This window comes from Mesobacillus sp. AQ2, assembly GCF_030122805.1.
GTDB classification, from domain to species: Bacteria; Bacillota; Bacilli; order Bacillales; family Cytobacillaceae; genus Mesobacillus; species Mesobacillus oceanisediminis_A.
The window spans coordinates 4,729,479-4,743,616 of record NZ_CP126080.1 but is presented as its reverse complement, the minus strand read 5'-3'; the positions used below and the strand labels follow the sequence as shown (position 1 = coordinate 4,743,616).

Below are 14,138 nucleotides of genomic sequence, written 5' to 3'. Positions count from 1 at the left end.
TATGAAAAAAACCAACCCAAATGAGATTAAGAGAGGACAAGCATTGTCATTTCGTGTTCCCTCTGATACACCAGACCATATCTTAAGGCATCTCCAGAACTTAAAGGAAACAGAGCGAAGGAACTTTTCGAGCAAGATTGCCGAATTTGTCGTCAAAGGTGTGGGGAATTCTTATTCAAGGGAACGCGAAACGATTACAATCCCTCTCCCTCGGAGTCTCAGCAAATCGCAGCGGGATTGGATCAAGCATGAGCATTCAGAAGCTTTGCTGGGCAATATCGTCTATCATCTGTTGACGGATCCCTTGAGGGCAACCGCACTGCTGGCCTCATTGAACAGCAAGTCTACTGAAATAGATGAGGCTCTTTACCTGCAGGAAAAGGATATGAACATGCACCCGACAGCATTAGAAGAGGAATCACCGGTAACACAGGAAACGGCCTCTGGTGCTGAAATCGACGACTTGGACGATGATTTGGATTCATTTGAATGGGAATCAGCCCAACAAACTGAAACACCGGACCAGGAAGAGACAGAAGAAGATCTGGATGACCTGTTAGGAGATTTCCTTGCCAAAATGAATAAGTGAGCATGAAGAAACCCCATGGACCTCCATGGGGTTTCTTAGTTTTACTGATAGGATGCTTCCAATTGGTCGATCAGTGATCCAACATAACCGACAGCCTTGCGTACAGGTTCCGGAGTCGACATATCGATGCCGGCATGCTTCAGCAATTCCAGCGGCTTCATGGTTCCGCCTGCACGGAGCACCTCAAGCCAGCGGTCAACAGCCGGCTGCCCTTCCTCCTGGATCAACTGGGAAACGGCGGTCGATGCAGTCAGGCCGGCAGAGTAGGTGTATGGATAAAAGCCCATATAGTAATGTGGCTGGCGCATCCAGGTGAGACCCGCCCCTTCGTCGATTTCGACTGTATCGCCCCAGAAGCCAGTCAGGACATCTGTTTTCATTTCAGTAAGTGTTTTTGCCGTAAGTGCATTCCCAGCTTCAGCATGCGCGTAAACACGGCGCTGGAACTCAGCCTCCAGCAGGTGGGTCACGAAATTATGATAATAAGTTCCCAGCAGCTGCAAGACCACCCAGCGAATCATCTGCGGGTTTTCCTTATTTTTATCAAGAAGATATTGGGCTAAAAGCATTTCATTCATTGTCGATGGTGCTTCAATGAAATACATGGATGGACGCACATTCATGATGCGCTGATTTTTATTGGCCAGGTAAAAATGGCCCGCATGGCCGAATTCATGTGCCAGCGTGAAGCAGCCGCGCATATTGTCCGCCCATGTGATCAGGATATATGGGTGTGATCCATAAGGACTTGAGCAAAATGCACCTGTTGATTTTCCAACATTATCAGCAAGGTCTACCCATCTGTCTTCAAAGCCCTTTTCAACCATTGCTGTATAATCCGCTCCCATTACCTTCAATGAATCGGTAATCAGCTGTCGTGCCTCATCATAAGTGATTTGAGGATCAAAATCCGGATCAAATGGAGCCTTCAAGTCACAGAACATCATTTTATCCAGGCCCAGCACCTTCTTCTTTAACTGAGCAAAACGGCGCATATGCGGGGCCAGTTCCTTGTAGATGATATCAATTTGGTTATTATACATTTCCTTTGTTACCTGCTGTGGCTCCAAAAGCATATCGGTAACGGATTCATATTTCCTCAGCTTTGCAAGGGTCACCTGTTTTTTTACCTCGGTGGCATAGGTGGCGGCGATGGTATTTTTATATTGTTTGAGGGTTGAAACAAATGAATCATAGGCTTTTCTGCGGACATAAGTATCCGGCGAAAATTCATACCGGCTCTCGAACAGCGCAAATGAAACTGGCAAATCGTTATCTTGTTCGTCCCTAATAGACGAAAATTCCATATCCGCTAGTTTGGCCATATTGTATATGTTGTAAGGTGCTGAATGGACTTCTCCTAAAGCAGCAAGGACTTCTTCTGTTTCAGGCGATAGTTTATGCTTTTTCGTTTCCAGAAGCTCAAGAAGCGTCTTTTTGAAAGGCTGGAGTCCTTCCTCAGCCTCGATGAACTCTTCTGCTTTGCCTTCATCAAACTCAAGGATTTCAGATGAAATAAAGGATAGTGCAGCCATCGCCTTTGTGCCAACGGCCCCAACCTTTGCTGAATTTGCCTGGTTCACCGGGTCAGTGCCGTCAGCGGATTGCTTCAGGCTTGCGTATGTTCGAACCTTTACCAATTTCTTTGTTAACTCTTCCTGGGCAGTAAGGCATTCCAGTAAAGCTTTCGGCCCTGTATGTAAGGTTCCTCTGAAGCTATCGAATTTTTTAACATCAGCCTCGATCTCTTTCAGTGCATCCTCCCACTCTTTGTCAGATGGATATAAATCATTAAGATTCCAGGTCAGTGATTCATGAACTTCTGAGCGGGCAAGACGTTTTTCAACAGTTTTATTCATGGATATCTCCTCCTTTATCCTTTCATATTACTACGAAAACCGAAATAATTAAATTATAATTTAACTATTTTAAAAATTTAAAAATAATACTGAACTGCTAGTATTAAAATGTTATGGAAAAGGTTGAATCTCTGGTTTATGATAATTAGTAAATTCGGAAATTTACAATAGGTGGGAGCCAGTTGATTTTAATAGACTACATAATTAATCTCTCAATGCTTTCTTTAATGGTCAGTACTCCTTTAGTCATTCGCTCTTACCTGAATCATAAGCCATTAAAACAACTGTGGCTCTGGGTAGGATTATACGGGGGTATTGTTTCCTCTGTACTTGTAATGTTATCTTTCCAGGATGAAGGTTACTCATATGATATTCGGTATGCCGTCATCATTTTGGTCTTCGCGTATCTTGGGCCTGCTGCAGGAATTATTACCGGCAGCATGGCGTTGGCATCAAGGTTAATGGTCTCTGTAAACTGGTTTCCGGCAATAGTTGGCTGGTTAGTGGTGATGGCCATTCTGGTCGTTATTCACAAAGCAACTACCCATTTTAAACCAGTCAAGAGAGTTATGATTTTACTGTTTTCTTACATTGTCACTTATATAATTACTGTACCGATTGTTTTCAACATAATAAGAGACAATCCAATATTTCACTTCCAATACTTATTGTTTGTGTCAATAGGAGTTCTTATTGGAGGAATCTTGATCGAGTCATATGAAAAGTTATACAGGATTATTAAGGAACGAAAGAGGATGGAGCAGACGCTGGAGGAAAGTGAATCAAAATACCGCCTCATAGCGGAGAATACATCAGACCTCATCATGGTAATGGACAAAGAGCATGTCATAACTTATTTTTCACCCTCTCATGAGATGGTGTTGGGATACAAGGCAGCAGAGCTTGAAAAGATTGAGATATGTAAGTTAATTCATCCAGATGACGTTGTGACTTTCAGAGAAACAATCACAAAGATTATGAAAAATAAAGAATCGATGCCATTAGAGTTTCGCTTTCAAGATAAAAGAGGAAAATGGATGGATTTTGAGTCCCGCTGGATGCCGGTAATGAGTGATGAGCGGGTGATTGAGCACATTGTAATAATAAGCCGGGATATTTCTGAACGGAAAAAAGCGGAGGAGATTCTTTTGCAATCTGAAAAGCTATCGATTGTAGGAGAACTGGCAGCAGGAGTAGCACATGAAATACGTAATCCTCTTACAACAATAAAGGGGTTTATCCAGCTATATGGAAAAGAAGATGAATTAAATGAAATTAACAACTTGCTTCTAAGTGAATTAGAAAGAATTGAGACAATAACCAGTGAAATGCTTTCTTTAGGAAAACCTCAGGCTATCCAGCTCAACCGGGCCAATCTATGTGATTTGATCGATCATACGGTCGAATTCTTATCCCCACAGGCGAATATGAAGAATATCCAAATTAGCCGAAGTTATCTGGGGACAGATTTTTTCATAACCTGCGAGAAAAACCAGATTAAACAGGTTTTCCTGAATATTTTAAAAAACGCTATGGAAGCCATGCCTAAGGGAGGAAATATTGATATAAAGCTGCAAAAGGGCCTGGATGGTGAATGCATTATTTCCATTCAGGATGAAGGCAGCGGAATTCCAGAAGAATTACTCCCTCGTTTAGGAGAACCGTTTTATTCATTGAAGGAGAAAGGAACAGGTCTAGGATTGATGATTTGCCATAAAATCATTAAACAGCATAGTGGGACGATTTCCTATCAAAGTAAGCTAAACAAAGGGACTTTGGTTGAAATAAAACTTCCCTTAACGGATTAAGAACTCTATATAAGAGGAGGAGGATGGCAATATGCCATCCTCCTCTTTACATTTATTGATTTATCGAATGGGATGTTTTTGTCCGTGCTTGATAGAATTGATATAGCATCAGAGCAATAATTGAGAGTACAATCCCTGAAATATACGGCAACCCAATAGCAATCGAGAACAGCCATCCTCCTAGAGGAGGCCCGATAATCCTGCCGAGGGAGTCAAAGGATGAGAGCAGCCCAGTTGTTCCGCCATGACCAGTCGTCGACTTTTTTGTCAGTAAGGAAGATACACTTGGCCGGATCAATCCGTTGCCGATTCCGAAAATGGTCAGGAATAATGCGGCTGTGCCAAAACCTTCAGTCAGGAGAATCAATCCAAAACCTATTGCAGAAATGACAATGCCGAGCTGTATGACCTTTCCTTCGCCTAGTGTCTTCGTCAATCTGCCGACTAATCCGCCTTGCACAACAGCACCGGCAAGTCCCATGATCATGAAAATATAGCCCAATTCAACTGAGCCGAGTTCTGCTTTTTCCGCAGCGAAATAGGCAAAAGTTGCCTCAAGTCCCGATAGCGAAAGGGAAACGAACAACTGAAGCAAAAACAACATGGACAAAGGTCCAGTGAAAGCTTTCATTAATGAAGTGCGCTCCCGTTCCTCACTATTGCGCTGATCCGCAGAAAGGGACTCTTTTAATACAAAGGTGACAACTAAGAACGTGATAAGTGAAGTGGCACCAGCAATGTAAAATGGTGTACTCAAACTTGTTTTGGAAAATACACCGCCGATCGCTGGACCAAAGATGAAGCCCAGTCCAACAGCAGCACCGATGATTCCCATCCCTTTTCCGCGGTCCTCTTCAGAGGTGATGTCCGCGACATAGGCCATTACCGTCGGCATATTGGCCGATGACAGAAAACCGCCGATAATCCGTGCCGTAAATAGCATCCAAAGCTGGGTTGATATGGCCATCAGGAAAAAGGATAGAGACAATCCAAGAATACCAATCATGATGACCGGCTTCCTGCCAATCCGGTCTGAAATGCGTCCCCACATTGGCGCGAATAAAAACTGCATCAGCGAGTAAACGGCCATTAACAGCCCAAGTTGTGTGGGTGTCGCCCCGATTTCCTCCGCATAGAAAGGGATGACTGGAATGATGATCCCAAATCCGACCATCACTAGGAACATGACTAAAAATAAAATAGGCAGAGCCTTTTTTGTATTCATTTTCGTTTTCACTCCATTATTTTAACTAAGCTCTTTTCTCAAACTATGTTGCTTTTGGCAACATAATTGGGATTGAATGACCTGTTTTTGTCCACAAAATTAAAGCTAATGATGAGAAAAGAGCCTGCACACTTAATTCCGAACTGCAAATGGCTTTTTACCACGTTAAAATCGGCTTTAGGATTTTAACAACAATCTTTACGAAAACAGCCTTTAACGATAACTTTTAACGATAAAGAAAATTATATCAGAAACCGTGGGGGTATAGCGAAAAGAGAGTCTTAAAAACTTTTTCATTATCAAAACCTTTTTCATCCTGATAAAAGGTTAGTTGCCGGTCAGTTTGGATAAATAAATCAAAAGTTGAAATATATCCCGAGAGGAGTTTTGCAATGAGCCCAAAAACGAAAAAAAATTTCCTTGGAATAGGCAGTTTTATTCTTGGCTTTGGGTTTATGGGGGCGATGGACGGCATTATTTTTCACCAATTGCTCCAGTGGCATAGCGTTGTAACGGATACAACCAGGCCTGGGCAGATAGCAAGTGATGGAATCTTCCATTTTGGTGTGACAGTCGCTCTGGTCATAGGAGGGATCCTCTTGTGGCTGGCAGGCAGACCGTCAGAGGTATCACGGGGGGTTAACCGGCTTGTTGGCGGATTTTTAACCGGAGCAGGCATTTTCAATTTGGTTGAGGGTTTGATAAACCATCACCTTTTAAAAATCCATCGTGTAAAACCAGGCGATCCAAACGCTCTATTTTATGATATTTCCTTCCTGGCGATAGGATTGTTGCTGGTGATCGCCGGAGAGGCAATTCGAAGAAAACGTACTGCCAATGGCAAGGTTGAATGAGGTATAAATCATGTACAGAACGATCCCTCTGTACATACCTTTGAGTTCAATTGACATAAGCCTTTTGAGTCTGTAACGGAATTTCTGTAGAATGGTAAACAGGAAACTTTTACAGAAAAAGGTGTTTGGATGGAAAAATATGTAGTCATCGGGGCAGGAATTCTGGGTGCCTCTACTGCTTATCATTTAGCGAAGGCCGGAAAGAGTGTGACAATCATTGATCGAGGAGAGCCGGGGCAGGCAACAGACGCTGCTGCCGGGATCATCTGTCCGTGGCTGAGCCAGCGGCGAAACAAGGCGTGGTATTTCCTAGCGAAAAATGGGGCTGCCTATTATAAATCGCTGATAGAACAGCTAGAACAAGATGGTGAACATGAAACCGGCTATAAGCGAACAGGTGCTATAAGCCTCCATACCGTTTCAGAGAAATTAGTCAAAATGGAAGAAAGAGCGATACAAAGAAGGGGGGAAGCACCTGATATAGGAAATATCCAGCAGCTTGGTACGGAGGAAACAAGAGCGTTGTTCCCGCCGCTATCCGAGGCGTTTTCTTCTGTCCATGTAAGCGGGGCTGCACGTGTGAATGGGCGTCTGCTTCGGCAGGCATTATTAGCGTCTGCACAAAAACACGGTGCCAGGTGGATAGAAGGAAGTGCGGACCTTGATTTTTCCAACGGCAAGGTAACAGGGGCCATTGTCAGCGGAACGAGATATGTAGCGGATAAGTTGATCATCACAGCAGGTGCATGGGCGCCTGAGCTGTTAAGGCCGCTTGGGATGGAGCTGAAAATCACTCCTCAAAAAGCCCAAATCGTCCATCTGCAACTCGAAAACAAGAAAACGGGAGACTGGCCTGTTGTGATGCCGCCGAATAATCAATATATCGTGGCTTTCGATGCCGGAAAAGTAGTGATTGGCGCCACACATGAAAACGATATGGGATATGATCGGCGGCCGACCCTGGGCGGTATGCATGAAATACTTGATAAAGGCTTGGAGGCAGCACCTGGCCTGGCAGATGGGACTTTTATTGAAACGAAAGTAGGCTTCCGCCCTGTCGCTCCAAACTTCCTCCCGATCATTGGGCAGGTTCCAGGGTTCGAGAATCTGTTCGTGGCAAATGGACTCGGGTCCTCAGGCCTGACAGTCGGTCCATATCTTGGGTACCAGCTTGCCCAACTTGCATCAGGCAGAAAATTGGATATTGATCTTGCCTTGTACGATCTATCAGAAGCAATAGTCATGGATATTTCCTAGGCAATGACGGGAAGCAGTTCACTTTTGGGTGAACTGCTTTAATTTTTTTAAGTTACCCCTGCAGGTTATTCTTTGATTTTCTGGGAACCATTGCTGCTGCAAAAAATATTCCTGGAAACGCAAATAAATCGCCTCATAGCGGGTATAACACTAAGGAAATCAATTAGCATGTCCAATCATTGTTTTTTATAAAGCAGGGAGGAACCATCAACATGGAATGGAAAGGCAGAAGAGCGAGCAGCAATGTAGAAGATAGAAGGGGTAGAGGCGGCGGAGGCATGCTCATGGGCGGCGGCATTGGCGGGATCATCCTACTGGTAGTCATGACCTTCCTCGGAGGGGGCGATATGGGTGATGTCCTCAACAATATGACGAATGGCGGTAACCAGTCGCCCGCTCCTTACCAGCAAACAGCAGAGGAAGAGGAGCTTGCCCAATTCGTTTCAGTCGTCCTGGCCGATACAGAGGAAGTGTGGTCCGATGTATTCAGGGAACAAGGAATGGAATATCAGGAGCCTACTCTCGTGCTGTATTCCGGGAGTGTTCAGTCAGCCTGCGGAATGGCGGGTTCACAGGTAGGGCCGTTTTACTGTCCGGGTGATCAGAAGCTGTATATCGACCTGAGCTTTTATGATGAACTACAGACTAAATTCCAGGCGCCTGGTGATTTCGCGATGGCATATGTCATTGCCCATGAGGTCGGCCACCATGTGCAAACATTATTGGGAACATCCGATAAACTGAATTCACTTCGCGGCAAGCTGGATCAGACGGAATTCAATAAATATCAAGTGCGTTTTGAACTGCAGGCCGATTATTTGGCAGGCGTATGGGCGCACCATGCCCAGGGGATGGGTGTGGTTGAAGAAGGCGACCTTGAGGAAGCACTGAATGCAGCAAGTGCCGTCGGGGATGACACCATCCAGAAACGGTCACAGGGCTATGTCGTTCCGGAAAGCTTCACACACGGTACATCCGAACAAAGAAAGAGCTGGTTCTACAAAGGTTATAAAGCAGGCAACCTTGAACAGGGAGACACGTTTAACACACGAGGATTTTAGGTAGAGATAAGCAGAGGCCTTTTTGGCCGATGCCATCATTGTGGGTGGCACTTAACTTTTAACCTTTTAAAAGAAAGGAGCAGATTCCACAATGGGAACACAAATACAATCGTTTTTTGCACAGGACACAGGTGATATTCCAAACAATCCGACATTGCCGGTCATTGTCTACCAGGGTGTTTTTGACGGCAACTTAAGCATGGAGGAACAATTCGAGCAGCATAACTGGACAGGAACCTGGACGGGTGATATTTACGATTACCACCACTATCATACCAACACCCATGAGGTGTTAGGCGTGAAAGCAGGCAGCGCAACCGTGCAAATCGGCGGGGACAGCGGAGAACGTCTTGAGCTGAAAGCCGGAGATGTAGTTGTCCTCCCGGCTGGGACTGGCCACAAGAAGATTGACAGCAGCCAGGATTTTGCAGTCGTGGGTGCCTATCCCAACGGAAGGAAGCCGGATTTGAAAACAGAAGACCCTGGCACACGGGCGCAGGCTCTCTCCCAAATTAAAAACGTACCCGTGCCGGAAACGGATCCGGTATATGGGGAATCAGGACCACTTCTTCAAAAATGGGTAAAATAAGGAAAGGTGGACAGGCAGCAGGGAATTGTAACCCAGGGCTGTCTGTTTTTTTTGCTTCTAAATATACCATATTGGGTATATAATAATAGTGTGAACTGTTCATGTTAAATCGTCGTTTGGACAAAATAAATAGTTGTAGCAAACTAACGAAAGAAGGGTCGCCGATGGCCAAAAAGAAATTTGTTTATTTCGTTTCATTGAGCTCAAATGTTCCTTATGTTTTGAAAAAAGCCCTGAAAAAAGCAGAGGAAGACAATGAGGTAGCGATTTTCTTTGATTTGGACGGCGCCAGGGTGCTGGATAAACGATATCTGAAGATCATGGAAAGAACCCACAATATCGATTTGCAAAAACAGATGAAGCAGGCGATGGATTTGGGAATCAAGTTCTTTGGCTGCCAGATGAATGTGCTGATCGCTGATGGGCTGGAACTTGTTGAAGGAGCAGAGTTGTCAGGTGTTGCAACTTTTTTAGAAGCCGCTTACCAGGCAGATGCGGTGCTAAGTTACTGATGGAGGTGAAGGCCTGATGGAGAAGAAGAAGATAGTTGTGATGGCCATGCATGATGAACTGGAGTCGGCGTACCCTCCCCTGAATGTAGCGGTCGGGGCTGCCTCCTCAGGTGCGGATGTCATCCTTGCATTTTCCCGCAAAGGAGTGAATATCCTCGATAAACGGTATATATCAGTCCCGTCCGAGGATTTGGAGTATCTATCAAACGCATTGAATGACTTTGGTGTGGCATCCGTCCATGACCTCCTTGGAATCGCCGTCGAAATGGGAGCCCAACTGTATGTCGTGGATCTCGATGTGAAAGACAATTTCGAGTTTATCTACCCCGCCGAACAAGTACCAATCAAGTGGCTATTAAACGAAGCAGCATCCGCAGATTTATTCATGCATTTTTAAGATGATGCTGAATGCAGGGGAATTCAGACAGGTTTGAGGCGCAGAGCAGAAAAGCTGTCAAATAAGCTCTGGATTTAGACAGGTTTGAGGCGCAGAGCAGAAAAGCTGTCAAAAAAAGCTCTGGATTTAGACAGGTTTGAGGCGCAGAGCAGAAAAGCTGTCAAAAAAAGTCCTGGATTCTGACAGGTTCGAGGAGCAGAGCAGAAAAGCTGTCAAAAAAAGCTCTGGATTTGGGCAGGTGTGAGGCGCAAGGCCTAAAAGCTGTCAAAAAAAGCCCTGGATCCTGACAGGTTCGAGGTGCAGAGCAGAAAAGCTGTCAAAAAAACAACTGGATTTAGACAGGTTTGAGGCGCAAGGCCTAAAAGCTGTCAAAAAATGCTCTGAATTTAGACAGGTTTGAGGCGCAGAGCAGAAAAGCTGTCAAAAAAACAACTGGATTTAGACAAGTTTGAGGCGGAAGGCCCAAAAGCTGTCAAAAAAAGCTCGGAATTCAGACAGGTTTGAGGCGCAGAGCAGAAAAGCTGTCAAAAAAAGTCCTGGATTCTGACAGGTTCGAGGAGCAGAGCAGAAAAGCTGTCAAAAAAGCTCTGGATTTGGGCAGGTTTGAGGCGCAAGGCCTAAAAGCTGTCAAAAAAAGCCCTGGATCCTGACAGGTTCGAGGTGCAGAGCAGAAAAGCTGTCAAAAAAACAACTGGATTTAGACAGGTTTGAGGCGCAAGGCCTAAAAGCTGTCAAAAAAAGCTCTGAATTTAGACAGGTTTGAGGCGCAGAGCAGAAAAGCTGTCAAAAAAACAACTGGATTTAGACAAGTTTGAGGCGGAAGGCCCAAAAGCTGTCAAAAAAAGCTCGGAATTCAGACAGGTTCGAGGCGCAAAGCAGAAAAGCTGTCAAAAAAAGCCCTGAATTCAGACAGGTTTGAGGTGCACAACATCAAAGTTGTCAAAATCAGCACCTGGCCACACTTCAAACGAAAAAAAGACAGAGATACGCGTTCTCTGTCTTTTTACATGGCATTCACCGGGGTCTTCTGAGGTAGCTCGTCCTTGACGGTGACTTTGTTTTTGCCGAGCTCCTTCGATTGCAGCAGGAGCTGGTCAGCGTAGATGTAGCCTTTTTCCATGGAGGTATACTGGTTTACTTTGAAGTAATACAGCCCAAAGGAAGAGGTGATGCTAACTTTATGTTTCTCGGATTGATAATCGACTTCGACTGAGCTTGTTTCGACTCCATGACGGATTTTTTCAACGAGATCGATGGTTTGGTTAAGGGATTTATTCCTCAGGATCAAGGTGAACTCTTCTCCCCCGCTGCGGAAAACGTAGTCGTCCGCAGATAAATAGCTTTTGAGAGTATTGGCAAAATGCTGGATGACCCGGTCTCCCACCGCATGATTGTACGAGTCATTGATCAGCTTGAATTTATCGATATCGGCTACGACGATGCCGACTGTTTCACCAGCCTTGTTTAATTCGGACATTTTTTTATCCATGAATGCTCTGTTTGGAATCCTGGTCAGGAAGTCCGTATAGGCCATTTGTTCGAACTTGTCCCGTTCAATCTTGTTTTTGATGCTTTGCGACTTCGAGTGGAAGGAGCGGCTCACAAGGTAGTTCAGGATGAACAGGCCGACGACCATGTCCCATTTCTGTTCTGTCAGCAACAGCAGCAGCAGGCCATTCGTGAACGCTGTTTTACCCAGGTCAAGCCAGTTATTGCTTTCCCGGAAAAACCTGACAGCCTGCTTGACATTCTTGATTTCGCCCATGATAAAAAAGGCAGTCGATAAAAAAGTATAGGAAATTAAAGTAGTTGTCACAGTCAGGATGCACATCAAGAGCCAGAAACCAAATGGTATGTTATTGAACGCCTCGTATCCCCATTGAAACAAAAAGTAACCAATGGAGTAAATCAGCGCATGTGCGCCTATATTGTAAAATGTATCCCAGAATTCATCTTCATCAGCGGTTTTTGAACTTTTCCTTGAAAAGTAAACAGTGAATCGGAGGATGGTCTCGAAAATAAATAGTCCAATCGGTCCCGCGAAAATCCCGAAGGATAAACTATAGCTGATTCCGTAGTCGAATTTCAGTGTCCCGTTTTGCGCGGTGATCCGTAAATGATTGTAAAGGGTTGAGAATAACCAATAAATGAATAATGCGATTAAAAACACATTTTTATCTAATGTAAAGACACCCAGACCAAAAGCAACGGCAATAGCAGCAAAAAATAATGTAAAATCATACAACCTAGCTTTCAGCATAGGTAAAAATTCCCCTCTCCCAAACTCTACCATCCTAATTTTATCCTAATTCTAAATAAAGTTGCAAAGTAATTTTTTGATTTGTGCAAATTTTTGTGCCATTTCATTGTCTGTCACATATCATAAAGGGCTATAATGGATTTATAATCTTTTAATGTCAGGAGACAACCCTCAGAAAAGGGATTATTCTGCTTTTTGTCGAATATTTTATTATATATATTCAGAATATTTAATTAATATATAATGAAGAGGGGTTTTACATGGAATTACTATTTGGCGGAATTTTAGTGCTTTTGTTGACCGCTGCGGTAAGTTTATCACTGTACTACCAGCGGAAGAGCAGGTTGAAACACTTGCCTGCCAATAATCCGCATGCTTTTCTGGAAAAAGGCCTGCACCAGGAAGGCAAAAGGCTGGTGGCTGTGGTCGGCGGCGATGTAGTCCATGGAAATATCAGCTACAATTTCGTTGATGACGCAGCCAGGAGGCGGAGCTGCCAGGATTACCAATTTATCAACGCAGGCGTGAATGGCAGTACGGCTTATGACGTCCTCCAGCGCCTGGACAGCGTGATTGCATGCCAGCCGGATTATGTAGTGCTCCTGGTCGGCTTGAATGACGCCTCAGCTAAAATAGCTCCTGAGTTTGCCAGGAAGAATATCAAGCTTGCGGAGCAATTAGAAAAGCCGTCATTACTGGTGTATGAAAAGAACCTTGCCCTGATTGTTGCAAGACTGAAAGCAGAAACACATGCCAATATCGGGCTTTTGTCACTGCCGGTGGCTGGTGAGAACCTCTTTTCCAAAGCGAATAAGGAAATTGACCAGTACAATGACGTCATCAAGAAAATCGCGGAAATACACAATGTTTCCTACCTTCCATTCAATGAAAAATTAAAAGCCTATCTAAAGGGAAAAGGCCAGACGAGGGGACGCTCGCTGAAAAACAGCATGAAGCTGTACGAAAAAGCGGTCACCGACCATTTCGTGTACGGTTACAGCCTTGACCGCATATCGGTCCGAAACGGATACTTGCTGCTGACGGACGGCATCCATTTGAACAGCACAGCTGGGATGATGGCCGCTCATCAAATCGAGCTATTCCTTAAAAAGAATGAACTGAAAGCAATCCAGTAAAAAGGGGTCCTGCGAATGTGGCAGTATCCTTTTTTGTTTTTAAGAAGTTACTTTTCGCATATCCGATACAAAAGGATCATCGAAGAACCCCCAGGTCAGTAAAAATCCATACGAAAACAACTTTCTATGCAACAACCTCAGAAATAAAGGCGTGGGTGTTTTCTTCAGAGTCCATAAAAAACACCATCCACGTTTCTGTATTGCCGATTTTCGCTACAACATGCGGTTCACCTGCGAAATTCACCCCAATTGACAGAAGCTCCTCATATTTTGCTCTGATATTTTCAACCTGGAAGTAAAGTACGGAACTCGGGTGGGCAAATTGCTCATTTTCCGGGATGCTTAACAAGAGTCTGACACCGCCACAATCGAAAAATGCCATTGTATCGGTATTGAATAAAAGTGGCAGCCCTAATTTTTCCTGATAAAAGGCAGTGGCTCTTTCAATATTTTTAACAGGGATGCCGATTTGACCAATTTTTTTAATTTGGTTTGATTGCATGACTTGTCTCCTAATAGTGTTTTTTCAGAAAGGCCCTTATGTCTGTATCAATTTTTTCAAGGTTTTCAGGTGATGGAAAATGGCCCATC

13 protein-coding genes are annotated in these 14,138 nt (G+C 44.3%); 9 read left to right on the top strand and 4 right to left on the bottom strand.

Features of this window, described 5'->3' with window-relative positions; translation table 11 throughout:
- Nucleotide 1: 1 nt before the first annotated feature.
- Nucleotides 2-589: a hypothetical protein gene (locus QNH36_RS23635; protein ID WP_144479363.1), complete on the top strand. Its 588-nt coding sequence runs from the start codon at nucleotides 2-4 to the stop codon at nucleotides 587-589.
- Nucleotides 590-630: 41 nt separating this feature from the next.
- Here the strand turns inward: QNH36_RS23635 and pepF are convergent, their stop codons facing one another.
- The gene (gene pepF, locus QNH36_RS23630) at nucleotides 631-2,448 is read right to left on the bottom strand and encodes an oligoendopeptidase F (RefSeq protein WP_283904407.1); all 1,818 of its coding nucleotides are present in this window, start codon (nucleotides 2,446-2,448) and stop codon (nucleotides 631-633) included.
- 182 nt (nucleotides 2,449-2,630) lie between these two features.
- Between pepF and QNH36_RS23625 the strand changes: the two genes are divergently transcribed.
- Nucleotides 2,631-4,256, top strand: coding sequence for an ATP-binding protein (locus QNH36_RS23625; protein WP_283904406.1), 1,626 nt, complete (start codon nucleotides 2,631-2,633; stop codon nucleotides 4,254-4,256).
- Between the two features lie 52 nt (nucleotides 4,257-4,308).
- Here QNH36_RS23625 and QNH36_RS23620 read toward each other — a convergent pair whose 3' ends face one another.
- Complete coding sequence (locus QNH36_RS23620) at nucleotides 4,309-5,481, bottom strand: MFS transporter (protein WP_144479357.1); 1,173 nt, start codon at nucleotides 5,479-5,481, stop codon at nucleotides 4,309-4,311.
- A 392-nt stretch (nucleotides 5,482-5,873) separates the two neighbouring features.
- Here QNH36_RS23620 and QNH36_RS23615 point away from each other — a divergent pair, with 392 nt between their 5' ends.
- From QNH36_RS23615 to QNH36_RS23590, 6 genes are all read left to right on the top strand, one after another.
- Nucleotides 5,874-6,335, top strand: a complete 462-nt coding sequence (locus QNH36_RS23615; protein WP_283904405.1) for a DUF2243 domain-containing protein — start codon at nucleotides 5,874-5,876, stop codon at nucleotides 6,333-6,335.
- A gap of 129 nt (nucleotides 6,336-6,464) precedes the next feature.
- Nucleotides 6,465-7,592 (top strand): NAD(P)/FAD-dependent oxidoreductase, encoded by a 1,128-nt coding sequence (locus tag QNH36_RS23610; protein ID WP_144479353.1) that lies wholly within the window; start codon nucleotides 6,465-6,467, stop codon nucleotides 7,590-7,592.
- Nucleotides 7,593-7,804: 212 nt separating this feature from the next.
- Entirely contained in the window at nucleotides 7,805-8,653 is an 849-nt protein-coding gene (gene ypfJ, locus QNH36_RS23605) for a KPN_02809 family neutral zinc metallopeptidase (RefSeq protein ID WP_144479351.1), read from the top strand.
- Nucleotides 8,654-8,744: 91 nt separating this feature from the next.
- The gene (locus QNH36_RS23600) at nucleotides 8,745-9,242 is read left to right on the top strand and encodes a cupin domain-containing protein (RefSeq protein ID WP_251542469.1); all 498 of its coding nucleotides are present in this window, start codon (nucleotides 8,745-8,747) and stop codon (nucleotides 9,240-9,242) included.
- 164 nt (nucleotides 9,243-9,406) lie between these two features.
- Nucleotides 9,407-9,754, top strand: coding sequence for a DsrE/DsrF/DrsH-like family protein (locus tag QNH36_RS23595; RefSeq protein WP_144479347.1), 348 nt, complete (start codon nucleotides 9,407-9,409; stop codon nucleotides 9,752-9,754).
- Between the two features lie 16 nt (nucleotides 9,755-9,770).
- Nucleotides 9,771-10,151 (top strand): peroxiredoxin family protein, encoded by a 381-nt coding sequence (locus QNH36_RS23590; protein ID WP_283904404.1) that lies wholly within the window; start codon nucleotides 9,771-9,773, stop codon nucleotides 10,149-10,151.
- Nucleotides 10,152-11,154: 1,003 nt separating this feature from the next.
- On the opposite strand, the gene QNH36_RS23585 is transcribed toward QNH36_RS23590, so the two are convergent.
- Nucleotides 11,155-12,411, bottom strand: a complete 1,257-nt coding sequence (locus QNH36_RS23585; protein WP_144479343.1) for a GGDEF domain-containing protein — start codon at nucleotides 12,409-12,411, stop codon at nucleotides 11,155-11,157.
- 260 nt (nucleotides 12,412-12,671) lie between these two features.
- On the opposite strand from QNH36_RS23585, the gene QNH36_RS23580 reads away from it, so the two are divergent.
- Nucleotides 12,672-13,547: an SGNH/GDSL hydrolase family protein gene (locus QNH36_RS23580; RefSeq protein WP_144479341.1), complete on the top strand. Its 876-nt coding sequence runs from the start codon at nucleotides 12,672-12,674 to the stop codon at nucleotides 13,545-13,547.
- Nucleotides 13,548-13,671: 124 nt separating this feature from the next.
- On the opposite strand, the gene QNH36_RS23575 is transcribed toward QNH36_RS23580, so the two are convergent.
- Nucleotides 13,672-14,049, bottom strand: coding sequence for a VOC family protein (locus tag QNH36_RS23575; RefSeq protein WP_144479339.1), 378 nt, complete (start codon nucleotides 14,047-14,049; stop codon nucleotides 13,672-13,674).
- Nucleotides 14,050-14,138: the final 89 nt, after the last annotated feature.

Coding starts and splice junctions, on each gene's coding strand:
- QNH36_RS23635 (WP_144479363.1), top strand. CDS start 2: ATGAAAAAAACCAACCCAAATGAGATTAAGAGAGGACAAGCATTGTCA.
- pepF (WP_283904407.1), bottom strand. CDS start 2,448: ATGAATAAAACTGTTGAAAAACGTCTTGCCCGCTCAGAAGTTCATGAA.
- QNH36_RS23620 (WP_144479357.1), bottom strand. CDS start 5,481: ATGAATACAAAAAAGGCTCTGCCTATTTTATTTTTAGTCATGTTCCTA.
- QNH36_RS23615 (WP_283904405.1), top strand. CDS start 5,874: ATGAGCCCAAAAACGAAAAAAAATTTCCTTGGAATAGGCAGTTTTATT.
- QNH36_RS23610 (WP_144479353.1), top strand. CDS start 6,465: ATGGAAAAATATGTAGTCATCGGGGCAGGAATTCTGGGTGCCTCTACT.
- ypfJ (WP_144479351.1), top strand. CDS start 7,805: ATGGAATGGAAAGGCAGAAGAGCGAGCAGCAATGTAGAAGATAGAAGG.
- QNH36_RS23600 (WP_251542469.1), top strand. CDS start 8,745: ATGGGAACACAAATACAATCGTTTTTTGCACAGGACACAGGTGATATT.
- QNH36_RS23595 (WP_144479347.1), top strand. CDS start 9,407: ATGGCCAAAAAGAAATTTGTTTATTTCGTTTCATTGAGCTCAAATGTT.
- QNH36_RS23590 (WP_283904404.1), top strand. CDS start 9,771: ATGGAGAAGAAGAAGATAGTTGTGATGGCCATGCATGATGAACTGGAG.
- QNH36_RS23585 (WP_144479343.1), bottom strand. CDS start 12,411: ATGCTGAAAGCTAGGTTGTATGATTTTACATTATTTTTTGCTGCTATT.
- QNH36_RS23580 (WP_144479341.1), top strand. CDS start 12,672: ATGGAATTACTATTTGGCGGAATTTTAGTGCTTTTGTTGACCGCTGCG.
- QNH36_RS23575 (WP_144479339.1), bottom strand. CDS start 14,049: ATGCAATCAAACCAAATTAAAAAAATTGGTCAAATCGGCATCCCTGTT.